This is a genomic window from Yinghuangia aomiensis (assembly GCF_039542225.1).
GTDB lineage: Bacteria > Actinomycetota > Actinomycetes > Streptomycetales > Streptomycetaceae > Yinghuangia > Yinghuangia aomiensis.
Window position 1 is genome coordinate 32165 of the sequence record NZ_BAABHS010000029.1, and the last position, 23301, is coordinate 55465.

24 protein-coding genes are annotated in these 23301 nt (G+C 72.9%); 7 read left to right on the plus strand and 17 right to left on the minus strand.

Going from position 1 to position 23301, the window contains the following annotated elements; translation table 11 throughout:
• Window positions 1-87 precede the first annotated feature (87 nt).
• The gene (locus ABEA93_RS31400) at window positions 88-1041 is read left to right on the plus strand and encodes an MBL fold metallo-hydrolase (RefSeq protein WP_345679250.1); all 954 of its coding nucleotides are present in this window, start codon (window positions 88-90) and stop codon (window positions 1039-1041) included.
• Between the two features lie 114 nt (window positions 1042-1155).
• Here ABEA93_RS31400 and ABEA93_RS31405 read toward each other — a convergent pair whose 3' ends face one another.
• Genes ABEA93_RS31405 through ABEA93_RS31440 form a run of 8 tightly spaced genes read right to left on the minus strand, consistent with a single transcriptional unit; the run spans window position 1156 to window position 9858 of the window.
• Window positions 1156-2145, minus strand: a complete 990-nt coding sequence (locus tag ABEA93_RS31405) for an aromatase/cyclase (RefSeq protein WP_345679251.1) — start codon at window positions 2143-2145, stop codon at window positions 1156-1158.
• 46 nt (window positions 2146-2191) lie between these two features.
• On the minus strand, window positions 2192-3025 hold the full coding sequence (locus ABEA93_RS31410) for an SDR family NAD(P)-dependent oxidoreductase (RefSeq protein ID WP_345679252.1): 834 nt from the start codon (window positions 3023-3025) through the stop codon (window positions 2192-2194).
• Entirely contained in the window at window positions 3022-4416 is a 1395-nt protein-coding gene (locus ABEA93_RS31415) for an acetyl-CoA carboxylase biotin carboxylase subunit (protein WP_345679253.1), read from the minus strand. Before ABEA93_RS31415 ends, ABEA93_RS31410 begins: the two co-directional genes overlap by 4 nt.
• 7 nt (window positions 4417-4423) lie before the next feature.
• Window positions 4424-5071, minus strand: coding sequence for an acetyl-CoA carboxylase biotin carboxyl carrier protein (locus ABEA93_RS31420; protein WP_345679254.1), 648 nt, complete (start codon window positions 5069-5071; stop codon window positions 4424-4426).
• A complete protein-coding gene (gene accA, locus ABEA93_RS31425; RefSeq protein WP_345679255.1) occupies window positions 5068-6903 on the minus strand; it encodes an acetyl-CoA carboxylase carboxyl transferase subunit alpha in 1836 nt (611 codons plus the stop codon). Before accA ends, ABEA93_RS31420 begins: the two co-directional genes overlap by 4 nt.
• A gap of 9 nt (window positions 6904-6912) precedes the next feature.
• Window positions 6913-7176, minus strand: a complete 264-nt coding sequence (locus tag ABEA93_RS31430) for an acyl carrier protein (RefSeq protein WP_345679256.1) — start codon at window positions 7174-7176, stop codon at window positions 6913-6915.
• 46 nt (window positions 7177-7222) lie between these two features.
• Window positions 7223-8551 carry a ketosynthase chain-length factor gene (locus tag ABEA93_RS31435; RefSeq protein WP_345679257.1) on the minus strand — a complete coding sequence of 443 codons (1329 nt, stop codon included), beginning with the start codon at window positions 8549-8551 and terminating at the stop codon, window positions 7223-7225.
• Window positions 8548-9858 (minus strand): beta-ketoacyl-[acyl-carrier-protein] synthase family protein, encoded by a 1311-nt coding sequence (locus tag ABEA93_RS31440; RefSeq protein WP_345679258.1) that lies wholly within the window; start codon window positions 9856-9858, stop codon window positions 8548-8550. Before ABEA93_RS31440 ends, ABEA93_RS31435 begins: the two co-directional genes overlap by 4 nt.
• A 675-nt stretch (window positions 9859-10533) precedes the next feature.
• Between ABEA93_RS31440 and ABEA93_RS31445 the strand changes: the two genes are divergently transcribed.
• A complete protein-coding gene (locus ABEA93_RS31445) occupies window positions 10534-11361 on the plus strand; it encodes an AfsR/SARP family transcriptional regulator (RefSeq protein ID WP_345679259.1) in 828 nt (275 codons plus the stop codon).
• A gap of 127 nt (window positions 11362-11488) precedes the next feature.
• Here the strand turns inward: ABEA93_RS31445 and ABEA93_RS31450 are convergent, their stop codons facing one another.
• Both ABEA93_RS31450 and ABEA93_RS31455 read right to left on the minus strand, forming a co-directional pair.
• Window positions 11489-12547, minus strand: coding sequence for an LLM class flavin-dependent oxidoreductase (locus tag ABEA93_RS31450; RefSeq protein ID WP_345679260.1), 1059 nt, complete (start codon window positions 12545-12547; stop codon window positions 11489-11491).
• Window positions 12544-12879 carry an antibiotic biosynthesis monooxygenase family protein gene (locus ABEA93_RS31455; RefSeq protein WP_345679261.1) on the minus strand — a complete coding sequence of 112 codons (336 nt, stop codon included), beginning with the start codon at window positions 12877-12879 and terminating at the stop codon, window positions 12544-12546. Before ABEA93_RS31455 ends, ABEA93_RS31450 begins: the two co-directional genes overlap by 4 nt.
• 311 nt (window positions 12880-13190) lie before the next feature.
• Here ABEA93_RS31455 and ABEA93_RS31460 point away from each other — a divergent pair, with 311 nt between their 5' ends.
• The 3 genes from ABEA93_RS31460 (at window position 13191) to ABEA93_RS31470 (ending at window position 16347) form a co-directional block, all read left to right on the plus strand.
• Window positions 13191-13835, plus strand: coding sequence for a hemerythrin domain-containing protein (locus ABEA93_RS31460; RefSeq protein ID WP_345679262.1), 645 nt, complete (start codon window positions 13191-13193; stop codon window positions 13833-13835).
• 162 nt (window positions 13836-13997) lie between these two features.
• Window positions 13998-15479, plus strand: coding sequence for an FAD-dependent monooxygenase (locus tag ABEA93_RS31465; protein ID WP_345679263.1), 1482 nt, complete (start codon window positions 13998-14000; stop codon window positions 15477-15479).
• A gap of 205 nt (window positions 15480-15684) precedes the next feature.
• Window positions 15685-16347 (plus strand): DUF4389 domain-containing protein, encoded by a 663-nt coding sequence (locus tag ABEA93_RS31470; protein ID WP_345679264.1) that lies wholly within the window; start codon window positions 15685-15687, stop codon window positions 16345-16347.
• On the opposite strand, the gene ABEA93_RS31475 is transcribed toward ABEA93_RS31470, so the two are convergent.
• Together ABEA93_RS31475 and ABEA93_RS31480 are read right to left on the minus strand one after the other, a co-directional pair.
• The gene (locus ABEA93_RS31475) at window positions 16344-16994 is read right to left on the minus strand and encodes a 3-oxoacid CoA-transferase subunit B (protein ID WP_345679265.1); all 651 of its coding nucleotides are present in this window, start codon (window positions 16992-16994) and stop codon (window positions 16344-16346) included. The two genes, ABEA93_RS31470 and ABEA93_RS31475, sit on opposite strands and share 4 nt — an antisense overlap.
• Before the next feature lies 1 nt (window position 16995).
• Entirely contained in the window at window positions 16996-17781 is a 786-nt protein-coding gene (locus ABEA93_RS31480; RefSeq protein ID WP_345679266.1) for a CoA transferase subunit A, read from the minus strand.
• Window positions 17782-17984: 203 nt separating this feature from the next.
• Between ABEA93_RS31480 and ABEA93_RS31485 the strand changes: the two genes are divergently transcribed.
• A complete protein-coding gene (locus tag ABEA93_RS31485; RefSeq protein WP_345679267.1) occupies window positions 17985-19883 on the plus strand; it encodes a helix-turn-helix domain-containing protein in 1899 nt (632 codons plus the stop codon).
• Between the two features lie 170 nt (window positions 19884-20053).
• Here the strand turns inward: ABEA93_RS31485 and ABEA93_RS31490 are convergent, their stop codons facing one another.
• On the minus strand, window positions 20054-20650 hold the full coding sequence (locus ABEA93_RS31490; RefSeq protein WP_345679268.1) for a TetR/AcrR family transcriptional regulator: 597 nt from the start codon (window positions 20648-20650) through the stop codon (window positions 20054-20056).
• A 92-nt stretch (window positions 20651-20742) separates the two neighbouring features.
• Between ABEA93_RS31490 and ABEA93_RS31495 the strand changes: the two genes are divergently transcribed.
• The gene (locus ABEA93_RS31495) at window positions 20743-21720 is read left to right on the plus strand and encodes an aldo/keto reductase (protein WP_345679269.1); all 978 of its coding nucleotides are present in this window, start codon (window positions 20743-20745) and stop codon (window positions 21718-21720) included.
• 214 nt (window positions 21721-21934) lie between these two features.
• On the opposite strand, the gene ABEA93_RS31500 is transcribed toward ABEA93_RS31495, so the two are convergent.
• The 4 genes from ABEA93_RS31500 to ABEA93_RS31515 form a co-directional block, all read right to left on the minus strand.
• Window positions 21935-22105, minus strand: a complete 171-nt coding sequence (locus ABEA93_RS31500; protein ID WP_345679270.1) for a hypothetical protein — start codon at window positions 22103-22105, stop codon at window positions 21935-21937.
• A 31-nt stretch (window positions 22106-22136) separates the two neighbouring features.
• A complete protein-coding gene (locus ABEA93_RS31505; protein WP_425585177.1) occupies window positions 22137-22523 on the minus strand; it encodes a PRC-barrel domain-containing protein in 387 nt (128 codons plus the stop codon).
• 148 nt (window positions 22524-22671) lie between these two features.
• A complete protein-coding gene (locus ABEA93_RS31510) occupies window positions 22672-22899 on the minus strand; it encodes a DUF5133 domain-containing protein (RefSeq protein ID WP_345679271.1) in 228 nt (75 codons plus the stop codon).
• A gap of 150 nt (window positions 22900-23049) precedes the next feature.
• Window positions 23050-23220 (minus strand): DUF5670 family protein, encoded by a 171-nt coding sequence (locus ABEA93_RS31515; protein ID WP_345679272.1) that lies wholly within the window; start codon window positions 23218-23220, stop codon window positions 23050-23052.
• Window positions 23221-23301 lie beyond the last annotated feature (81 nt).

The following is a 23301-nucleotide window of genomic DNA, read 5'->3' on the forward strand; positions in this document are numbered from 1 at the left end:
CCTTTCGCGGCCGACGGCCCGCCGCCCGCGCACGCCTGCGCGGCAGCGCCCACCTGCGCGCCCACCTGCGGAAACGGAGTCATCCCGATGAGCCTGCCGACCACCAGCGACCCGCGCGCCGCCGACCGCGCGGCACCCGGACGCGGGAAACTCACCGAGGTCGCCGACCGCGTCCTCGCCTACATCCAGCCGGACGGGGGCTGGTGCGTCAGCAACTCCGGCGCGCTGATCGGGCCGGACGCGGTCGCCGTCATCGACACCGCGGCCACCCGGGCGCGCGCGCTGGCCCTCGCCGACGCCCTCGCCGCGGTGACCCCGCTGCGCCCCCGGACGCTCATCAACACCCATGCGCACGGCGACCACACCTTCGGCAACTTCGCCTTCGCGCCCGAGGCGACCGTCATCGGGCACGACCTCGCCCGCGCCGAGATCGTGGCGAACGGCCACATGCTGCGCGACCTGTGGCCGGGCACCGAGTGGGGCGAATTCCCGATCGTGCCGCCGTCGGTCACGTTCCCGACCCGGCTCACCCTGCACGTGGGCGACATCCTCGTCGAGCTGATCCATGTCGGCCCCGCGCACACCACCGGAGACGTGGTGGCCTGGCTGCCGGAGGAGCGGGTGCTTTTCGCCGGGGACGTCCTGCTGTCCGGCTGTACGCCCTTCGTGCTGATGGGCTCGGTGGCCGGGTCGCTGCGCGCCGTCGCGCGGCTCCGCGCGCTGGGTCCGCGCACGGTCGTGTGCGGGCACGGCCCGGTGTGCGGGCCCGAAGTCCTGGACGCCACCGAGGCATATCTGAACTGGCTGCACGCCACGGCCCGCGCCGGGATCGACGCGGGCCTGACGCCGCTGCAGACCGCGCTCGACACCGCGCTCGGCGACTTCGCCGGACTCCTGGACCCGGAGCGCCTGGTGGGCAACCTGCACCGCGCCTACGCCGAGGAACGCGGCGCGCCCGAAGGGGCCACCGTCCCTCTCGGGCCCGCGCTGGAGGACATGGTCGCGTGGAACGGGGGCCGCCCCCTCACCTGCCTGGCCTGACGCCGCTGCGCCGCGCGGCCGACGGCCGTGCGGCGCAGCAGGGAGAACAGGAGGAGCAGGAGAACAGGAGGAGCAGGGAAGGCAGGGAGAGCAGCGGCCCGCCGGAACCGCCCGTCAGCCCGTGGCCGACGGGCGGTGGTGTTCCGCGTACTCCTTCGCGTGGCGCAGGGTGATCAGGCTGTTGGTGCCGAGCGCCGCACGCGCGTACGCGAGCGCGTCGTCGACCGTCGCGTCGGGGCCCAGCACGTCCGCAATCGCGTCGCGCCGCACCACGATCGTGTGCCGCGAGACCGCACGGACCGAATCGCCGGCTTCCGTGAGCACCCACTCCCCCGTGTGCGCCGTGAGCATCGCGGGCACCCGGAGCTGCTTGTAGACGATGCGCCCCGGCGCGAACCCCACCCGGATGGACTTCGTCGTGTGCCGTGAGCCGTCCTTGGCCTTGGTGTCCATCTCCAGCACCTGGAGGTCGGGTCCGGGGGTGCCCAGGTCCACGCGCGACACGTGCGGCAGCCGCTGCGGCCACGCGTGCGCCTGCCACACGAAGTCGTACACGTCCGCGAGCGGCCCGTCGACGGACACCGCGTCCTCGAAGGTCAGCAGCAGTTCGTCCAGCGCGCCGGGGGCCTCCGCGGTCGACCGCAGCGCCTCCAGTTCGGCGGTGCTGTTGCGGTCCACCGCCTGCTCGATCCACGCCAGCGCTTCGGGCGCGTCGCCGTCCGCGGTGAACGCGTGGTCCAGGACCACCTCGCAGCTGGTGTCGCCGGTCGGGGTGACCGTCCACGTGCCGCTCATCGCGGCCACCGGCGACTGCGGGATTTCCTGGCGGAACGCCGCGGTCATCGCCTCGTCGTCGAGTTCGCGCCGGGACGTCCACGTCTTGACGGTGTCGCCTGCGGTGGCCCACAGCCGTATCCGTTCCGTACGGCCGTCGCCGTCCACCCGTTCGGCGTGCACGGTCGGCGGGAAGATCCGCGGCCACGTCGCGACGTCGGCGACGATGCCGTACACGGTGCGGGCGGGCGCGGCGACGGCGATGCGGTGCCGCGCGGTGCCGGAACGGGTTCCGCGGCCGGCCGCGGGCTGGGGAATGGTCCGGGTCATGGCGTCGGTGCCTTCCTTGGGTCGGCGGACATCGGGTGGGACGGACTCAGTAGTTGCCGAGGCCGCCGCAGACGTTGAGGGCCTGCGCGGTGATCGAGGCCGCGATCGGGCCGGCCAGGTAGCCGACGAGCGCCGCGACTTCCTCCGGGTCCGTGTACCGGCCGAGCGGGATCTTGGCGTTGAAGCGCTCGAGGACGTCCTCGGGCGTCGTGTTCCAGATGGCGGCGTAGTTGTCGCGGACGTGGGCGGCCATCGGCGTCTCGACGTAGCCGGGGCAGACCGCGTTCACGGTGATCCCGGACTTCGCCAGCTCCAGGCCGAGCGCCTTGGTGAACCCGACGACGCCGTGCTTCGACGCGGAGTACGGCGCACCCAGCACGACGCCCTGCTTGCCGCCCGTCGACGCGATGTTGACGATCCGGCCGGAGGGCAGCTCCCGCATCCCGCCGCGCGCCAGCACCTCGCGGGTCAGCAGGAAGACGCTGTTGAGGTTGGTGTCGATGACGTCGTACCAGACCTCGTCGGGGATCTCGTGGGTCGGACCGCCGCCGCTGCGGCCGGCGTTGTTCACCAGCACGCCGACCGGGCCGAAGCGTTCCACGGCGGCCGCGACCAGCCGTGCCACGTCCTCGCGCGAGCGCACGTCCGCGGCGATGCCGTCGGCGTCGATGCCCGCGTCGGCCAACTCCTTGACGGTTTCGGCGACGTGGTCGGCGGTGCGCGCGGTGATGAAGACGCGCATGCCCAGGGCGCCCAGCGTGCGGGCGACGGCGAGGCCGATGCCGCTGGTCGCGCCCGTGACCAGGGCGCACCGACCGGACTGGCCGGGCCGGTCGGGCTGGTCGGACTGGCCGGGCTGCGGGGAAACGGGTGCGGTCATGAGGCGTCTCCGTTCGCGGAAGGGGTGGGCGAGGGGGCTGCGGGCTCCGGCAGGACGTGGGACACCAGCGAGGTGTCGTGCTTGGCGCGCAGGAACAGCGGATGCTCGATCACGGTGCGCAGAAAGCCGCTCGTCGTGCGCACGCCCGGCCCGGCGATGCGGAACTCGTCGAGGGCGCGCCGCATGCGGGCCACCGCCTGGTCGCGGTCGGGGGCCCACACGACGAGCTTGGCGAGCAGCGAGTCGTAGGAGGCCGGGATGCGGTAGCCGGTGTACCCGTGCGTGTCGACCCGGACGAACGGGCCGCCGGGGGGCACGAATTCGTCGAGCACACCGGGCGCCGGCGCGAAGCCGCGGGCGGCGTCCTCCGCATTGATCCGGCACTCGATCGCGGCGCCCGAGCAGACCACGTCCTCCTGGCGGAGCGTCAGCGGGCGCCCCGCCGCCACCAGGAACTGCTCGCGGACCAGGTCGACCCCGGTCACCATCTCGGTCACCGGATGCTCCACCTGGATACGGCAGTTCACCTCCATGAACACGAACGTGCCGTCGGGCGCGACCAGGAACTCGAACGTGCCGGCACCCACGTATCCGGCCGCGCGGGCGCCGCGCACCGCGGCCTCGCCCATACGGGCGGCGAGGCCGTCGGGCAGCCCGGGGGCGGGGGACTCCTCGATGAGCTTCTGGTGCCGCCGCTGCACCGAGCAGTCCCGCTCCCCCAGGTGGATCGCGTTGCCGTGGGTGTCGCAGAGGACCTGCACCTCCACGTGCCGCGCCGACTCCAGATAGCGCTCGACGTACACGCGGCCGTCGCCGAACAGCGTCTGCGCACGGGCCCGCGTCTCGTGGTAGGCGCGCACGAAGTCCTCGGGGCGCGTCACCACCGTCATGCCGCGGCCGCCGCCGCCGGCCGCGGCCTTGACGATGACCGGGCAGCCGATGGCGTCCACCACGGCCTGGGCTTCCTCGGCCGTGTCGAGCGCGTGCAGGCTGCCCGGGAGGAGCGGCAGACCGGCCTCGGCCATGAGCGCGCGGGCGGCGGTCTTGTCGCCCAGGCGGGCGATGACGTCGGGCGGCGGGCCGACGAAGGTGATGCCGTGCGCCGCGCACGCCTCGGCGAGGTCCGGGTTCTCGGACAGGAACCCGTACCCGGGGTGCACGGCGTCGGCACCGGTCCGCAGCGCCGCCTCGACGACGGCGGGGATGTTGAGGTAGCTGCGGCGGGCGGCGGCGGGGCCGATCTGCACGACCTCGTCGGCGAGGCGCAGGACCGCCGAGTCGCGGTCGTCGGTCGAGTGCACCGCGACCACCCGCATGCCCATTTCCTTGCAGGCGCGGGCGACCCGTACGGCGATCTCGCCCCGGTTGGCGATCAGGACGGTCGTGAACACGGTGCCGTCACCGCCCGTCCGAGGCGACCGGTTCGAGGGAGAACAGCGGGTCCCCGTACTCGACCTGGTCGCCGTTGCCGACCAGCACGCCGGTGATCCGCCCGGCCCGGTCCGCCTCCACCGGGATCATCAGCTTCATCACCTCGACGATGCCGACCTGGCGGCCCGGCGCGACCACGTCGCCCACCCGGACGAACGGCGCCGCACCGGGCTCCGGGGCGTGGTAGAAGACGCCGACGGTCGGCGCGTCGATCCGTGCGGACGGGGCGAGCGGCACGGCCGCCCCCGCCGGCCCGGAGGGCGCACCGGCCGTGGCGGCGGGCGCGGCACCGGCGAGGACGCCTGCCGCGGCGGTGTCGACCGCGGCGACGGCGGCGGGCGCGGCCACCGGGCTCCCGGGCTGCCATTCCAGCGCCATTTCGACGGCGCCGACACGGAGCCGCAGCGCGGTCGGCGGATGGGCCAACCCGGACAGCAGCCGTGCCGCGCTGTCCCGTACCGCCTCCATGAGGACGGTCAGCTCCCCCGCGGGGACCACGGGGCCGGTCCCGGCCGACGGGTCGGCGAGCGGCCCGCCGAGGGGGTCGGCCAGGGGCTCGCCGAGAGGGCCGTCCGGCGGGGCTTCCCCGCCGACTGCGGCGGCGGCAACGGTCACGACACACCTCCGAGGACGGTCGCGCGCACCGGCACGGCGCGGGCGTTCGCGTCGCGCCCGGCGTCCGGGCGCCCGAAGCGGCGGAACCGCTCGCGCCGCGATTCCGGGAGCCCCGCCGGGTCCACGGCGGCCAGTTCGCGCAGCGCCGCCGCGAGGGCTCCCCGGAGGTTCCGGGCCACCTCGGCGTGGTCGGCTTGCGCGCCGCCCGGCGGGACGGGCACCACCGCGTCGACGATGCCGTGGCGCAGCAGGTTCGCGGCGTCCAGGCGCAGGGCCTCCGCGGCGGTCCGGGCGGCCGCCGGGTCCTGCCACAGGATCGCGGCGCAGCCCTCGGGGCTGATGACGGAGTACACCGCGTCCTCGAGGATCATCACCCGGTCGGCGACGGCCAGCGCGAGCGCGCCGCCGCTGCCGCCCTCACCGGTGACGACGGTGACCACGGGCACCGGCAGTCCGGCCATCAGGCGCAGGTTCTCGGCGATGGCGACGGACTGCCCCCGCTCCTCCGCCGCCACGCCCGGGTAGGCACCCGGGGTGTCGACGAACGTGAGCACCGGCATCCGCAGTTTTGCGGCGAGGCGCATGAGTCTGGCGGCCTTGCGGTATCCGGCGGGGTTCGCCATTCCGTAGTTGCGGTCGGCGAGTTCGGCCAGGGTGTGGCCTTTCTGGTGGCCGACGACCATGACCGGCCGCCCCTCGAAGAGCGCGGGTCCGCCCACGATCGCGGGGCAGTCGCCGGTCAGGCGGTCGCCGCGCAGCTCCTCGAAGTCCTCGACGAGGCGGCCGAGATGGTCGAGTGTCGTGGGACGTCCGAGGTCGCGGGCAGCGCGGACGGTGTGCCACGGGTCGCGCGGGGTCAGGCGTTCCGGCTCGCGGATGCGCGGGTCGGTGGCGTCCGCGGCGGACGGCTCTCCCGGACGGTGGGCGGCGGCCCTCCGCGGGGAGCCCGCCGCCAGCAGCCGGGCGAGGACGGTGCGCAGTTCGCCGCGTCGGCGCACGAGGTCGACCATGCCGTTCGCCAGCAGGAACTCGGCGGTCTGGAAGCCCTCCGGGAGGGTCTGGCGGATCGTCTGCGCGATGACGCGGGGGCCGGCGAATCCCAGCCGTGCCCCGGACTCGACGACGATGACGTCGGCCAGGGTCGCGAACGATGCCGCGACGCCGCCGAAGGTCGGGTCGGTCACCAGCGAGAGGGTCAGGATCCCGGCCTCGTCGAGCCGCCCGAGCGCCTCGGCGGTCTTGGCCATCTGCATCAGCGCGATCGCGCCTTCCTGCATGCGCGCGCCGCCGGAGGCGGTCACGATCAGCAGCGGTGTGCGGTCGCGCAGCGCGCGTTCGGCGGTCAGGGCGATCAGTTCGCCGACGGCGCCGCCCAGGCTGCCCCCCATGAAGCGGAAGTCCATCGCGGCGACGACCACCGGGTGGCCGCCGATGGTGCCCTGCGCGCAGAGGACGGCCTCGTCGAGGCCGGTTTCGCGGCGCGCCCGGCGCAGCCGCTCGGGGTAGGGCAGCGAGTCGGTGAACCCGAGCGGGTCGGCGTGCCGCACCGGGAAGTCGAGCAGTGTGTACGCGTCGGGGTCCATGAGCTGGCGGATCCGCTCGGGTGCGCCGAGCCGCGCGTGGTCCCCGCATTCGGGGCACACGTCGAGGTTGGCGGCCCGGCGTCCGCGGTGCACCGGGAACCGGCACGCGGGGCAGACGGCCCACAGCTCCGCGCCCGAGGCGGCGGGCCCGCGCTCGTCGAGGGCCGAGGAGGCCGCAAGGGCTGTGGGGGCTGTGGGGTCTGAGGGGGCGTCGAGGGTCCTCGTGTCCGGCGGGATTACGGACGTCATCGCGATCTCCTAGGCGGCCGCGGTCGTCGCGGAGTTGACCAGGTCCATGAACATGCGCGGGGTCTCGGCGTCCTGGATGGTGTCGTCGGACAACGCGATCGAGAACTCGCGTTCGACCATGCCCAGGAGTTCGAGGAGCGCGAGCGAGTCGTAGCCCAGGTCGACGAACGTCACGTCGATGATGTCGCCGCTCAGGTCGGGGGCGTCGCCCTCGGCTTCGCCGGCGGCTTTGCGCAGCATCTCGGTGAGGACGGGAAGGGTGAGCTCTGCCATGGGGGGTTCTCCTTCGTGCGTGCGTTCGTGGTCGGGGAATCCGGGGTCAGGCGGCGTCGCGCGGTGCGGACACGGCCATCGCCGAGGTGAATCCGCCGTATCCGCGCGCGATCACCAGCGCGGTGCGCGGCGTGCCCGGCCGGGGTTCGCCGAGCACCAGGTCGAGGTCTTCGCATCCGGGTGCGGGTGTCGCGACGTGCACGGTCGGCGGGATGGCGCCGTGCCGCAGGGTGAGCAGGGCGGTGGCGAGGTCGAGTGCCGACCCGCCCGCGGCGAGTCGGCCGGTCATGGTCTTGGGTGCCGTGACGGGGACACCGCGGACCCCGAAGACGGCGGTGATCGCCGCGGCTTCGATCCGGTCGAGCTCGGGGACGCCCGCCGCGTCCGCGAACACCACGTCGATGTCGGCGGGGGCAAGCCCCGCGTCGGCGAGCGCCTGTTCGATCACCCGCCGCAGCACGGGCGGCCGTCCGGTCTCCGGCGCCGGGTCGAAGCCCGCGGCGTACCCGCGGATTTCGCCGTACGGGCGGGAGGCACCACGGGCACGGGCGCCGGCCTCGTCCTCGACGACGAGCAGCGCGCCGCCTTCGCCGGGGATCCAGCCCGAGGCGGCCGCGTCGAACGGCAGATAGGCCCGCTCCGGGTCGGTGGCGGTGCTCAGTTGGGAGTTGGTCAGGTACGCGGCCCAGCCGAACGGGCACAGGGCGCCGTCGATACCGCCGCTGAGCAGGAGCGGCATGCCCTTGCGGACCTGGCGGCGCGACTGGGCCACCGCGTCCAGGCCGCCGGACTGCTCGCTCACGATCACGCCGCCGGGGCCGCGCATCCCGTGCCGGATCGAGACCTGGCCGGAGTTGACCGCGTAGAACCACGCGAACGACTGGTATGCGCTGACATGGTTGCCGCCGCGGCTCCACAGCTTCTCCAGCTCGCGCTGGCTGAACTCGAAGCCGCCGTAGGCGTTGGCCGTGACGACGCCCATGTCGAACGTGGGCAGCGATCCGGGCGTGACGCCGGCGTCCTCGAGCGCCCACTCCGCGGCGGTGAGCGCGAGCTGCGTCATGTGGTCGGTCTGCGGGAGGAGGCGGCTGGGCAGGTGGTCCTTCGCGGTGAAGTCCGGCACCTCCCCGAACAGGGTGACCGGGTACTGCGCGGGGTCGAAGCGGCGGATGCGGTCGATGCCGTTCCGTCCGCGGAGCAGGGCGTGCCAGTACGCCTCGGTGCCAAGGCCGTTCGGCGCGGCGATGCCGATGCCGGTGACGACGGTCCGGCCGCTGTGCGGCCGGACCGACGGGGCGGCGGTGTCCGCCGCCGGGTCGTCGCCGGTGCCGGGCGTGGCGGGCGCGGTGCGGGTGGCGGGTCCGGCGGCGGTCATGCGGCGGCCTCCGCGCCGGCCCGGTCCGGGCGGGCCAGGACCATGGCGCTCTGGAAGCCGCCGAAGCCGCTGCCGACGGTGAGCACGGTGTCGGTGCGCTGCTCGCGGGCGACCAGCGGCACGTAGTCCAGGTCGCACTCGGGGTCGGGCTCGTGCAGGTTCGCCGTCGGCGGGACCAGGCCGTGTTCCATCGCGAGGACGGAGGCGGCGATCTCGATCGAGCCGATGGCGCCGAGCGAGTGGCCGATCATGGATTTGATGGAGCTGACGGGCGTCGCGTAGGCGTGGGCGCCGAGGGCGTGCTTGAAGGCGGCGGTCTCGTGCCGGTCGTTCTGCTTGGTGCTGGATCCGTGGGCGTTGATGTAGTCGACCGCGGTGCCCGGCAGCCGGGCCTCGTCGAGGGCGACGCGGATGGCCTCGGCCATCTCGCGTCCGTCCGGCCGCAGGCCCGTCATGTGGAAGGCGTTGCAGCGGGTGGCGAAGCCGGCGATCTCGGCATAGATGTGCGCGCCGCGGGCCCGGGCCCGGCCGAGTTCCTCCAGCACGAACACCGCGCTGCCTTCGCCGAGGACGAAGCCGTTGCGGGTGCGGTCGAACGGCCGCGACGCGTGCTCGGGGTCGTCGTTGCGCGGTGTGGTGGCCTTGATCGCGTCGAAACAGGCCACCGCGATCGGGGAGATCGGGGCGTCGGTGGCGCCCGCGACCATGACGTCGGCCGAGCCGTCGCGGATCAGCTCGGCGGCGTGCCCGACGGCGTCCAGCCCGGACGTGCAGCCCGAGGAGACGACGGCCGCGGGGCCTTCGGCGGCGGCGGTGTGGGCGACCTCGCGGGCGAGGGAGCCGGGGGTGAACCAGTCGTAGAAGTGCGGCATCCCGTAGACGTGGTCGACGTTCCACAGGCGCCCGGCGTCGCTGATGGCCGCGTACTCGCGTTCCAGGCTCATGGTGCTGCCGACCGCGGTTCCGATCGTCACGCCGGTGCGGGCGGGGTCGGCGTCGTGCGCGTCGACGCCGCTGTCGGCGAGGGCTTCGCGGGCGGCGACGATCGCGAACTGGCCGGCCCGGTCGGTGCGCCGGATCTGCTGCTGCGTCAGGCCTTCCGCGACCGGGTCGAAGTCGGCTTCGCCGGCGACCCGGGAGCGGTAGGAGGACGCGTCGAACAGGGAGATGCGGCGGGTGGCGGTGCGGCCGGAGGAGACGAGTTCCCAGAATGCCTTGGTGCCCAGGCCTCCGGGGGCGACCACTCCGATTCCGGTGATCACCACCCGGCGGGGCCGGCCGCCGTCGGCGGGTGAAGTCCGTGTCACAGCGCTGCCTTTCCGTGTCACCGCGAGGGCGGTGCGCTTGCTGCGGTCTTGCTGCGGTGCTGCCGCAGGGCCTGACGGGTCGATGTGCGATTCACGTTGGGCCCCCCGGCTGGAGCCGCGCTGGAGTGCGGACCGCAAGCCGCACGAGTGCCCGGCGGAGCGGTCCCGAACGGGCCTCCGAGGCCCCCAACTTAGGAACATTCAGTTCCGCAAGTTCAAGATTCGGGGCTTGATGTACCAGAGTTAACGGCGTTTCCAACCGGCCGGAAAACTCCTCGGCCGCGCCGCTCCATAGCCTCTGACCTGCGACGGAAGGATCAGCGACGGGTATACGCCCACCACATGGGACGCCGTCCGCGATCTTGTCTCAAAGTGAAGCGATAGAAGGAGCCGCACCCGAAGGCAACACAGAATTTACCGTCGGCGCCTGGAACTCCACACGTGGCTATGCCTAACTTCGTCCGTGTGGCGGGGTCCGCCGGCGACCCTTCGCGGCCTTCCCGCCACCGCCGGAACAGCCCGAGGCGTCTAGGCCATTCATCACATATTGGAGTTGGGCATGACGGGGGAACACCTGGGCCTGCCGTCCCCGTAGGCGCGGTCGGGATGGTTCACGGACGACCGACCGACACCCGCCGCGGAATCACCCCGGCGGTAGGGAGAGGCAATCCAGCCATGGAATTCGGAATTCTCGGCCCGCTGCGCATGACCGCGGCAGGCCGCTCGTACGTGCCGAGCGCACCGAAGCAACGACAGCTCCTGGCATTCCTGTTACTGAACGCCAACCATGTCACTTCCACCAAGTCCTGCATCGAGGAACTGTGGGACCTGCAGCCGCCCGACAGCGCGCTGTCGACCCTCCAGACCTACGTGCTGCAGCTGCGCCGAGCCTTGGCGCTGTGCCCGGAGATCGGTTCGCTCCGGCACGCACGCACCATACTGCGAACCCATGACAATGGCTACCAACTGGTCGTCGGGCCGGGGCAGTTGGACCGTCACGTCTACGAGGCGCTGGTCGCGGACGGGCGCGCGGCACTGGCGCGCGGCGACGACCTCACGGCCTCGGCCTGCTTCGGGGACGCCCTCGCCCTGTGGTGCGGGGACGCCTTGGCCGACGTCAAGGCCGGCCCCCTGATGCGGGCCCACCTGATCGGACTGGCGGAACGCCGAACCGCCGTCCTGGAGCAGCGCATCGAAGCCGACCTGCGCTTGGGGCGCCACCACCAGATCGTGGGCGAGCTGGCCGAACTGGCCGCCACGCACCTCACGAACGAGAACTACCACGCCCAACTGATGCTCGCCCTGTACCGGTCCGGCCGGCAGGCGCAGGCGCTGGAGTCGTTCCAGCGGCTGCGGACGACCCTCGACGTCGAGCTGGGCCTCACCCCGTCACCCCGGATGCGCCGCCTCCACCAGGCCGTCCTGTCCTGCGACCCGACGATCGACGCCCCGCCCGGGCACGACCCCGGTCTCACCCTGGACCTCGCGGTGCGCAGCGGCTGACATGCGGCGCCGCAGCAGGCCGCGCGCACCCGGGCGGTGCGGGAGGGGAACGTCCGCGGCCGGCGCGAAATGACGGGGCCATGGGCCGCCACAGCGTGGTGGCGCCCATGGCCCTCGGTGCGTGCGGTCAGTCGGCGAAGTGCGGGGCGACCTGCTCGCCGAACAGGCGCACGGTGCGCACCGCGTCCTCATAGGACGGGTTGCCGGTGATGACCTGCAGGCTGATCGTGACGTCGCCGAACCAGTCGCGGATGGCCCGCAGTTGGCCGGTGACCTGCTCCGGGGTGCCGACCAGCAGCCGGTTGTCGGCCAGGGCACCGGCGAAGTCGTGCTGGGCGATCTTCTTGACGATGTTCTCGTAGCCCACGTAGTTGTCGCTGCGGGTGCGCCCCCAGGCCGCGACCGCGTCGCGCATCGCGTGGTTCATCCGCAGCGAGCAGGCGTCGCCGCCGGCGAACGCCTCGTCGGCGTCCTCGGCCAGGTAGGCGTTGTACGACAGGTGCACGACGTCCGCGCCGGGCTCGTGCCCCGCGTCCGCCCAGGCTTTGCGGTACAGCCCGAGCATGTCCTGCACCTTCTCGCGCGGGTTGATGGCCGGGACGAGCATCAGCCCGTACCCGTTGCGCCCGGCGGCCTCGCAGGAGGACGGCGTGAGCGCCGCCGCGACGAGGATCGGCGGATGCGGCTGCCGGAACGGCCGGGGCAGCAGCGTGACCGGGCCGAACCGGTGGTAGGTGCCCCGCCACTCGACGTCTTCCTCGGCCCACAGCCGCCGGCACGCCTCGACGCCCTCGTCGAACCGCGACCGGCTCTCGTCGATCGGGACCTCGAACCACGCGAACTCGTCAGGCAGGAAAGCGCGTCCGAACCCGGCGTCGAGCCGGCCGCCGGAGATGTTGTCCAGCATCGCGAGCTTCGCGGCGAGCTTGATCGGGTGGGTGAAGGCGGGCAGGACCGCGCCGGTGACCAGCCGGATCCGGGACGTGCGTGCGGCCGCGGCGGCGAGGAACGTGACCGGGTCCGGGCTGTATCCGCCGTACTCGAAGAAGTAGTGCTCGACGGCCTTGACGTGGTCGTAGCCCAGTTCCTCGGCAAGCTCGACCAGCGCCAGGCACTCGGCGTAGTGCCGGTACGCGTCCTTGTCCGCCGGTCCGACCGTCGGGAAGAAGCTGATGCCGAACTTCACCGGGCACCCCCGGGGGCCGCCGGGACGGTGCCCTCCGGCGCCGGGAACCCGCTGAACACCACGTCGTTCATGTGCGAGTGGTCCTGCGCGACCACGGCGAACAGCGGGCGCAGCCGGACCATGAACTCCGGCTCGGCGACGGCCGCGCGGAACGACTCCTCGGCGTCCCACTCGGCGATGTTGAAGAACACTCCCGGGTCCTTGGTGGAGCGCACGAGCAGCCAGCGGACGAAGCCCGGGCGGTCCGCCATGAACTCGGCGATCCGCTGGTGGATCCGCCGGAACTCGGGTTCCGTGCCGGTGAGGGAGAGTTGTTCGACGAAGACGACCACGGCGACTCCTTGAGTTCCGAAGACGGACGGGGCCGGCCGGCGCGACCTGGCCGGCCCCGGCGACCACCCTCGCGCCCCGTGCTCAACGCTCGGGCAAGCACGGATGGAGAACCGGACGGCCGGCCGGTGCCGCCCACAGCCAAAACTCTGGAACATCTTGCACCGAAAGGCCGGGAGCGGCCATGCTGGGGATACTCAGTTTTTGGAACAATATGTTCCATACATTGGACGGCGGACCCCCGGCACCGGACGCACCGGACGCACCGGGCACACCGGGGGGCAGCCGCACCGGGCCTGGACAGGACACCGACATGACGACCGGAACGACCGGCACCGCGACCCCCGACCTCACCCTCATGCACGCCGCACACGAAGCCTTCCGGCGCGACGCCGAGCGCCTGCGCCGGGCCGCCGGAAGCGGACGCGGCACCATCTCCCTGGAAGGCTGGCAGGTCTTCCGGCGCTTCCTCGACATCCACCACCGCTTCGAGGACGAATACCTGTGGCCGCCGCTGCGCCCCCTCGTCCGGGACCTGCCCGGCGCCGCCCTGATGCTCGACGCGATGGAGGAGGAGCACCAGCGCCTCAACCCGGTCCTGGACGCCATCGAGGCGCGCCTGTACGGCCACCTCGCGGACACCGGGGAACTCCCCGGCCTTTTCGACGAGTTGGCCACCGTACTAGGCGGCCACCTGGAGCACGAGGAACGCGAGGCGCTGCCGCTCGTCGAGCAGCGGCTGCCCCTGGCCGACTGGAAAGCCTTCAGCGACGCGCAGCGCAAGGCGATGGGCCTCTCCGGCGCCGCCGAGTTCTTCCCGTGGCTGGTCGACGCCCGCCCCCAGCCCGCGGCCCGCGCCATCCGCGGCATGCTGCCGCCGCCGGTGCGGGCGATCTGCCGGCTGGTCTGGGAGCCGCGCTACGCCCGCCGCACGACGCGCCGCCCGGTCGGCGCCTGACCGGGCACGCCGCGCCGCGCGGCCGGTCGGCCGCGCGGCGCCTCCCTCCCTGGACCAGGGCTTCAGCCGGGCTCGATGCCCACCGGCGAGTCTCGACGGGACACCGCGGACCGCGTCGTCCGCCTCGCCCGCCGATCCGCGGCGGCACAACCGGGAGGCCCTGTGGAAGCGACACACGAACGCGCCGACGTCGTCATCGTCGGAAGCGGCTACGGCGGCGCGATCACCGCGCTGCGGCTGGCCGAGGCGGGAGTCCGGTGCGTGCTGATCGAGCGCGGACGCCGCTGGCCCGTCACCCCGGCCGGCGACACGTTCACCACCCAGGTCGCCCCCGACGGCCGGGCCGCCTGGCTCGACACGAAGTCGCCGTTGAGCGAAGCCGTGTTCGACAAGTACACGGGCATCCTGGAGTCCTTCGAAGGTGAGGGGACCACCGTGCTCGCCGCGGCCGGATACGGCGGCGCGTCCCTCACCAGCAACGGCACGATGATCGAACCGCTCCCCCGGCTCTTCCGCGACGCCTTCGGCGACAGCCTCGACTACGACGAGATGCACGAGCGCTGGTACCCCGAGGCGCGTTCGCTGATCGGCTGCAGCCCCATCCCGGACGAGCTGTACGCGTCGCCCTTCTACGAGTCCGCGCGCACGTTCGCCGACCAGGCCGCCAAAGCCGGGCTCAGCGTGGAGAAGGTCGCCCTCGCCGTCGACTGGGACGCCATCCGCGGCGAGGCGGACGGCACCCGGGTCATGGCCGAACTCCTCGGCCTGAACCTGTTCGGCGTCAACAGCGGCGCCCAGCGCAGCCTGGACCGCACCCTGCTCGCCCGGGCCGAGGCGACCCTGCGGGTCGACGTCCGCACGCTCACCGACGTGACCGGCGTGCACCCGGACGGCGCCGGCTACCGCGTGGAGTACCGGCGGATCGACGAGACGGGCCGGGTCCTCGGCCGCGGCAGCCTGACCGCCCGGCACCTCATCTTGTCCGCAGGCTCGCTCGGCACCACCCGGATGCTCGTCCGAGCCCGCGGAACCGGCGCCCTCCCCGACCTGGACGCGTCCGTCGGCAGCATGATCGGCAACAGCGAGCTGGTCACCATCCGCACGGGCATGCCGGAGAACAACCCGGGCCAGGGCGGCCCTTCGGCGATCCTCGTCCGCGACACGGAGAACCCGCACGCGCCGACCGCGATGCTCAACTTCCCGTGGGTCGACGCGCCTCCCGGCGTGGGCGCCATCGCCGCCATCGGCGCCTCCCCTTCCCCGCCGGCCGGCAGCTACCGCTACGACGCCGACAGCGGCGAAGTGCGCATGACCTGGCCGGTCGACGACCCCCGCGTCCGCCGCATGACGGACGCGATGCACGCCACCCTGGACAAGCTGAACGCGGCCAACCCGGGCACCCGCACGGAACTCACCATCTCCGGCGCCAGCGGCAACACCGTCGGCGGCGTCCCGCTCGGCCTCGCGTGCGACACCGCGGGCCGCCTCCACGGCTACCGCAACCTGTACGTCGTGGACGGTTCCCTGCTGCACGGCTCGTCGGCGGGAGTGCCGCCGGCGCTCACCGTCTCCGCGGTGGCGGCGCGCTGCGCGGCCCGGATCGTGCCGACGATCGCGGCGGACACCGGCCGCTACGGCGGCTGAACGGCGGCCGCCGCTGCGCACCGCCGTGCGCACCGGGGCCGCCGAGCCCGCCGGCTACGGGGCAGTGCCGGGCCCGGCACTGCCCCGTAGCCGGGGATCCGTCCTCCGCTGGCAGGCAGGGCCGACCGGGGGCAGGCTCGAACCAAGGGCAAACACCCGGTCGAGAGCAAGCGACCGGTCGAGCCCTCGCGGTCAGGAGGCCCCCATGGACACCGACCACGCCGGTCCGGCCCCCACTCCCGCGAGGCCGAGAACCCCGGCCCGCTTGGAAGGGGCGTTGGCGCCCGACCTGTCGCGCTGGCTGTGGCTGGTCAAGTGGCTGCTGATCATCCCCCACGCCATCGTGCTCGTGTTCCTGTGGATCGGCTTCCTGCTCGCGACCATCGTCGCGTTCTTCGCCATCCTGTTCACCGAGCGCTATCCGCGGGCCCTCTTCGACTTCAACCTCGGCGTCATGCGGTGGACCTGGCGGGTCGCCTTCTACAGCTACAACGCCCTGGGGACCGACCGCTACCCGCCGTTCAGCCTCCGCGAGGAACCCGGCTACCCCGCGCATCTGGACGTCGACTACCCCGAACACCTGTCCCGCGGCCTGGTGCTGGTCAAGTGGTGGCTCCTCGCCCTGCCGCAGTACCTCATCGTCGTGGCCTTCACGTCGGGCTTCTGGAAGGGGCCCGGCCTGCTGGCCGCGCTGGTGTTCATCGCGGGCGTGGCCCTGCTGTTCACCCGGCGCTACCCGCTCGGCCTCTTCGCCTTCGCGATGGGCCTGAACCGCTGGACACTCAGGGTCACCGCCTATGCGGCGTTGATGACCGACGTCTACCCGCCGTTCCGGCTCGACCAGGGCGGCGCAGAACCGGCCGACTAGACCGGTCGGAGCGATGGCACCACGCGCAGCTCCGCCGCGGTCGCGGCGATCACCTGCTCCGGCGTCACGCCCGGGGCGGTCTCCACCAGGTCGAGGCCGGTCGGGGTGACGTCGAGGACCGCGAGGTCGGTGATCACGCGGTGCACGACACCGCGCCCGGTGAGCGGCAGGGTGCAGCGCTCGACGATCTTGGGCGTCCCGTCCTTGGCGGTGTGCTCCATGAGCACGATGACCCGGCCCGCGCCGTGCACCAGGTCCATCGCCCCGCCCATGCCCTTGACCATGCGGCCGGGGACCGTCCAGTTCGCCAGGTCGCCGGCCGCCGAGACCTGCATGCCGCCGAGCACCGCGGTGTCGATGTGCCCGCCGCGGATCATCGCGAAGGACAGCGCGGAGTCGAAGAACGACGCCCCGGTCCGGACGGTCACGGTCTCCTTGCCCGCGTTGATCAGGTCCGGATCGACGTACGGCTCCGCCGGGTACGGGCCGACGCCGAGGATGCCGTTCTCGCTCTGCAGGACGACGTCGGCGCCCGGCGGGAGGTGGTCGGGGATGAGGGTCGGCAGCCCGATGCCCAGGTTGACGTAGCTGCCGGGGGTCAGTTCGCGGGCCGCGCGGGCGGCCATCTCTTCACGGGTGAGGGCCATGTCAGTTCCCGGTCTCGGTCGTGGTCGCGGTCGTCGCGGACGGGGCGGTCGTGCGCTTCTCGATGCGCTTCCGCGCCGGGTCGGCGACGGCGACCACGCGCTGCACGAACACCCCCGGCAGGTGCACCGCGTCGGGGTCCAGTTCGCCCGCGGGGACCAGGCGCTCCACCTCGGCGACGGTGATACGCCCGGCCATCGCCGCCAGGGGATTGAAGTTGCGGGCGGAGGCGTGGAAGACGAGGTTGCCGTCGGTGTCCCCCACCGCGGCGCGCACCAGCGCGAAGTCGGTGCGGACCGACTCCTCGAGGACGTACTCGACACCGCCGAACAACCGGGTCTCCCGGGCCGGCGACGCCACCGCGACGGACCCGTCGGCGGCGTAGCGCCAGGGCAGGCCGCCTTCGGCGACCGCGGTGCCGACGCCCGCCGGGGTGTAGAACGCGGGGATGCCGGAGCCGCCGGCCCGCAGGCGCTCGGCGAGCGTGCCCTGCGGGACCAGTTCCACCTCCAGTTCGCCGGCGAGGTACTGCCGGGCGAACTCCTTGTTCTCGCCCACGTAGCTCGACGTGGTGCGGACGATGCGCTTGGCGGCGAGCAGCACGCCCAGGCCGCCGTCGTCGACGCCGCAGTTGTTGGAGACCACGTGGAGCCCGCCGGCTCCCGCGTCCAGCAGCGCTTCGATCAGGTCGTGCGGGATGCCGCAGAGGCCGAATCCGCCGACCGCGACGGTGGCCCCGTCCGGGATGTCGGCGACCGCGTCGGCGGCGGAAGTCCATGTCTTGTCCATAGTCGGCTGACCCTAGGCACCGCCGACCGGGGTCGGATACGGTCCGGGCACACACATACCTCCCTCGGAGTGTGTGGCGATTCCCCATGCTCTGCCGCTCGCGCGCCGCATAACCTGACGGGGCCGGGGCGGCGGTGTTCGGCGGGCCGGGACTTCCGCGCCGCCGCGGGGTGTCGCCTGTCGCCCCGCGCTTGATCCCCCCGATGGACAACACCATGGACACGCTGACCGCGGTCGCCGCCGTGCGCGGGCTGCTCGATCTGCTGCTGCGCGAGGCCGACCCCGCCGAGCTGGAAGCCGCGGTCGGCCGGCTGCGCGCCGCGGGCGCCGATGCGGCGGTCCTCGCCGAGGCCGACGCCGCATACGCCTCGGCCTTGCGGCTGCGCGACGTCCTCCGGGAGAGCCGCCGCCGCGAAGCGGAGCTGGCCGCCCTCAACGAAACCGCGGGCGATCTGGCGGCACTGCGCGGCGAGGACGAGATCCTGCGGGCGATCGTGCAGCGCGCACGGTCGCTGCTCGCCACGGACACCGCCTACCTGTCCCTCGACGACCCCGCCGTCGGAGACACCTACCTGCGGGTGACGGCGGGCGTCGTGTCCCCGCGGTTCCGACGGGTGCGGATGGCCGCCGGAGAGGGCATCGGCGGTCTCGTCGCCGCCCGCGGGACGCCGTTCACCACCGCCGACTACTTCGCGGACGACAGCTTCCGGCACACCCGCGGCCTCGACGACGACGTCCGCGACGAGGGCCTCGTCGCCATGCTCGCGGTGCCGCTCCTGGCCGGCGACCGGGTGATCGGTGTGCTGTGGGCGTCCGACCGGCGGACCCGGGTCTTCGGCGCGCACGAGGTGTCCCTGCTCGCTTCGCTGGCCGCGCACGCGGCCGTGGCCATCGGGAACGCCGCGCTGCTCGCCGACACCCGGGCCGCCGTCGCCGACTTGGCGGAGGCCAACGAACGCTCCCGGCGGCACGGCGATTCGGTCGAGCGGGCGGCCGCGGCACACGACCGGCTCACCGGGCTGGTGCTGGCCGGCTCCGGGGTCGGCCAGGTCGTCGAGACGGTCGCCGAACTCGTCGCGGGCGAGGTCGTCCTGCTGCTCGGGGAGACCCCGGATACCGCCGAAATCCGAACGGAAGAACCGGATTTCGCCGCGGCAAACGAACAGGCGACGGCCACCGGACGGGCCGCCCGGGCAGGTTGTGTCGACGTCGTCCCGGTGGTCGCGGGCACCGAGCGGCTGGGCCTGCTCGTCCGGCGCGGTGCCGACAGCGCGGCATCGGCGGCTTCCGACACCCGGATTCTGGAACGCGCGGCGATGATCGTCGCGCTGCTGCTGCTGTTCCGGCGCTCGGTCGCCGAAGCCGAGCACCGGCAGGCGAGCGAGCTGGTCCACGACCTGATCGACGGGACCGCGCGCGACCGTGCGGCGCTCGCCGACCGTGCCGCACGGCTCGGCGCCGATCTGGCGCAGCCGCACGCCGTCGTCGTGGCGGATGCCCCCGGTGCCGATCGAAGTCGGCTGGCCTCTGCCGCCGGGCATTTGGCCGCGACAGCGGGCGGCCTCGCGGGCGAGGTCGACGGCCACACCGTGCTGCTGCTCCCCCGCATGGCGGCGGCCGCCGCTGCCCGGCGCACGGCCGCCGAGATCGGAACCGCCCTGGGACGCCCGGTCACCGCCGGTGCCGCGGGACCCGTCGCCGATGCGGCGGCTCCGGCCGCCGCCTACACCGAGGCACGCCGCTGCCTGGCCGCGCTGTACGCGCTCGGCCGCGGCGGCGAAGGGGCGGCAGCCGACGAACTCGGCTTCGTGGGACTGCTTCTGGCGAATACGAAGGACGTTCCCGGCTTCGTACAGGACGCCTTGGGACCGCTCCTCGCCTACGACCGCGCCCGGGGAACGGAGTTGACCCGCACCGTGGAGGCCTACTTCGCCGCCGGGCGAAGCGTGGCCCGCACCGGCGAGACCCTGCATATCCACGTCAACACGGTCGCCCAGCGGCTCGACCGCATCACGGCCCTGCTCGGCGCCGAGTGGCGGGACGCCGGACGCGAACTCCAGGTCCGCCTCGCCCTGCACCTGTGGCGGCTGCTGCCGGAGTGACCCGCGGGCGGCGGCTCCTCCGCCGGACCACCGCGGTGCCGGGCCCGGCACCGTTTCCGACGCATGGCCGCAACCCGACGATCCAAGACCTTCGCCATGTGACGACTGGAGACTTCCGTAATCCCTTGATCCCTTGTGATCCCGTCATCTGATGATCACTTGTGATCCCGTCATCCCTGCCCATTCCGAGGGAACAGCCGCTGAGCGGCGGCGACCACGCCCGCGCGGCGGGCCGCGAGATACGCGGCCCGCTCGGACGCGGGGAGCGCCGCGGCGAGGTCGGGTTGGTCGGCCCAGGACGTCGCGATCTGGTTGAGCAGGACGAGGATGTCGAGCGGGTCCCAGGACGGGTCCAGGTGCCCGGACGCCTGGGCGCGGCGCACCTGGTCGACCTTGTGGGCGATGGTCGTGCGGATCGGGTCGTCGTCCGGGCCTTCGGCGCCGCCGAGTTCGAGTTGGCCCCAAGCCATGAGCCGGTAGCGGTCCGGATGGGCGGCGAAGTAGTCGTGGATGCGGCCCGCGTAACCGGGCAGGTCGGTCGGGTCCATCCGGGTGGCTTCGGCGACCGCACTGAGTTCCTGGGCGCGGACGACGCGGTAGAGGTCTTCCTTGCTGCGGAAGTACGCGTAGACGCGTTCCTTGCTGGTGCGGGCGCTCTTGGCGATGCGGTCGACGCGGGCGCCGGCGATGCCGTGCCGGGCGAACTCGTCCGTGGCCGCGGCGAGGATGCGGTCGCGGGTGGAGTCGGCGGCGCCGGAACGGGTCATGACGCCATCGTACCGAACCGTTCGGTTTGACCTGGGCGGGCGCCCGGCGTAGCGTCATACCGAACGGTTCGGTTTGACGACGGGAGCAGGCCATGCAGCGCAGGAAACTCGGCACCCAGGGGCTGGAAGTCTCGGCGATCGGCTACGGGGCGATGGGGCTGACGCTGGCCTACGGGCCCGGCGACGTACAGGAGGGCGTCGCCACCCTCCGGCGCGCCCACGACCTGGGCGTCACGTTCTTCGACACCGCCGAGCTGTACGGCATGGGCACCGGCTCCAACGAGACCCTGGTCGGACAGGCCGTCAAGGACTTCCGCGACGAGGTGGTCCTGGCCACCAAGTTCGGCTTCGACCTGGCCGCCCAGCCGTTCACCGGGGCCCTGAACAGCCGCCCGGACAACATCCGCAAGGTCGCCGACAACAGCCTGCGCTACCTCGGCACCGACCACATCGACGTGCTCTACCAGCACCGCGTCGACCCCGAGGTGCCGATCGAGGACGTCGCCGGGACGGTGAAGGAGCTGATCGACGCGGGCAAGGTGAAGTACTTCGGCCTGAGCGAGGCCGGCCCCGAGACCATCCGCCGCGCCCACGCCGTCCAGCCGGTGTCCGTGCTGCAGACCGAGTACTCCCTGTTCGAGCGCGACGTCGAACAGCTCTTCCCGGTCCTGGACGGACTCGGCATCGGCTTCGTCGCCTACTCCCCCCTCGGGCGCGGCTTCATCACCGGCACCGCCAAGCCCGCCGGACAGTACGACGCCACCGACATGCGCAACACCGACCCGCGCTGGCAGCCCGGCAACTTCGAGAAGAACGTCGCCGCCGTCGACCGGCTCGCCGAACTGGCCGCCGGCAAGGGCATCACCGTCTCGCAGCTCGCCCTGGCCTGGCTGCTCGCCCAAGGCGAGCACATCGTCCCCATCCCCGGCACGCGCAGCATCGCCCGCATCGAGGAGAACACCGCCGCGGCCGACGTCACCCTCACCGAGGCCGACCAGGCAGCGATCCGCGCCATTCTGCCGGAGGGCGGCCACGGGGCCCGCTACGCCCAGGTGCCTGCCTGGATCTGACGCGCGGGCGTTCCTTCTGCATGCGTTCGGCAACTCGCCGCACTTCCGGCCGACCGGGCCGGTGTCGGGTCGGCCGTCGGGAACCTCTCCCGGCTGCTCGCCGCCACCGTCCTCGTGGTCTTCCCCGCCACCTTGACCGCCGACCCGACGCCCACCGTCGCCGACGGCGCGGATGCCACCCCGACACGGCGCGGCCGGCGACCGCCCGGCCGGCTCACGGGCGTCCGCGCCGCGGCGAGCGACCGCGGAAGCGGAGTCCCGCGACCACGAGGACGCCGGCGAAGATCACGACTCCGACGACGAGGAGCCAGATCAGCCCCTTCGCCAGAACGCCGATGAAGCCGCAGACCACGGCGACCAGGAGCAGGAACCAGAACCATCCCACGGGGCCTCCTCGACGGTGTCCGCGTCCGACGTCAGCGGCGGGCCAGCCGGCGTTCGCCGTCCATGCCGGGCTCGTACGGGAGACCGTAGTAGCCGAAGATGCCCGGCTCGTCTTCGGCGGCGAGCACCCCGTCGGTCTCGATCGAGGGCGCCGACTTCACGTGCGGCTTCGAGAAGGGCACCTCGACGTAGTCCGGGCCGACGACCGCGTCGTGGACCGGGACGAAGACCAGTCGGCGTCGGCCGCCGTGCCCCGTCGTCACGGTCGCCATCGCCGGGTCATCGGATCGGGTGTCCACGTAGACCGCCTCCAGGGAGCCGATCTTCTTGCCCTTCGCGTCGACCACGTGGTGCCCGACCCATTCCCGCAGGTCCGCCGTGTTGACCATCTCCGCCTCCGGGTCCGCCGCACGAGCCACCCCTCCAGCTTGCGCGCGTTCGCAAAGGACGCCAACCGGGCGGCATATGCGCGAGGACACGCACACACGTGGCTGCCGGGGTGGTGGCGCGTGTACGCGTCACCACCCCGGCAGCATTCGAACGGGCCTCGCGGCCCCGATCGGGGGATCAGGCGGTCAGCAGGGAATCGTCGCCGGGTTGCGCGCCGGGCAGCCGGTGTCGTGCGGCGACCAGCGCGGCGTCGACGTCGGAGGTGCCGGTGGACACACACAGGGTGTAAGCCAAGTCGTCCATGCGGCGCTGCACTTCGGGCGTGCTCCGCTCGGCGCCCAAGAGCGCCAGCGCGTCGTAGTCCGCGACCAACTTCGCCAGGACCGCCGGGTGGGCCATCAGCATGTAAGCCTCCTCAAGACCCGAGCGCCCGGCGATCGGGGCTCGTCACCAGCCGCTACCCGCATCCGACGGGGCCACACCCCCACGGGTCTCGGCAGCCTTCCCGGGACGACCGGGAAGCCCCGAAACCACGCCGGGCAATGCGCACATGAACTACCAGCGGTACCAGCGCCCGCGCCCGCCGCCCGTTCCGGTGCTGCGGAACAGGAATCCGAGCAGCCAGAAGACCAGAACGATGATCGCTATCCACCACAAGGCCTTCAGTGCGAACCCCGCGCCGAAGAGGACGAGCGCCAGCAAGAGAACCAGGATAATAGGAATCATAACTACGCGGTGCCCGCAAATCGCTTCTTAATGTGCCGAGTTCGGCGAATTCTTTCCCTGCCGGGTCCGAGGGGCGCGGCG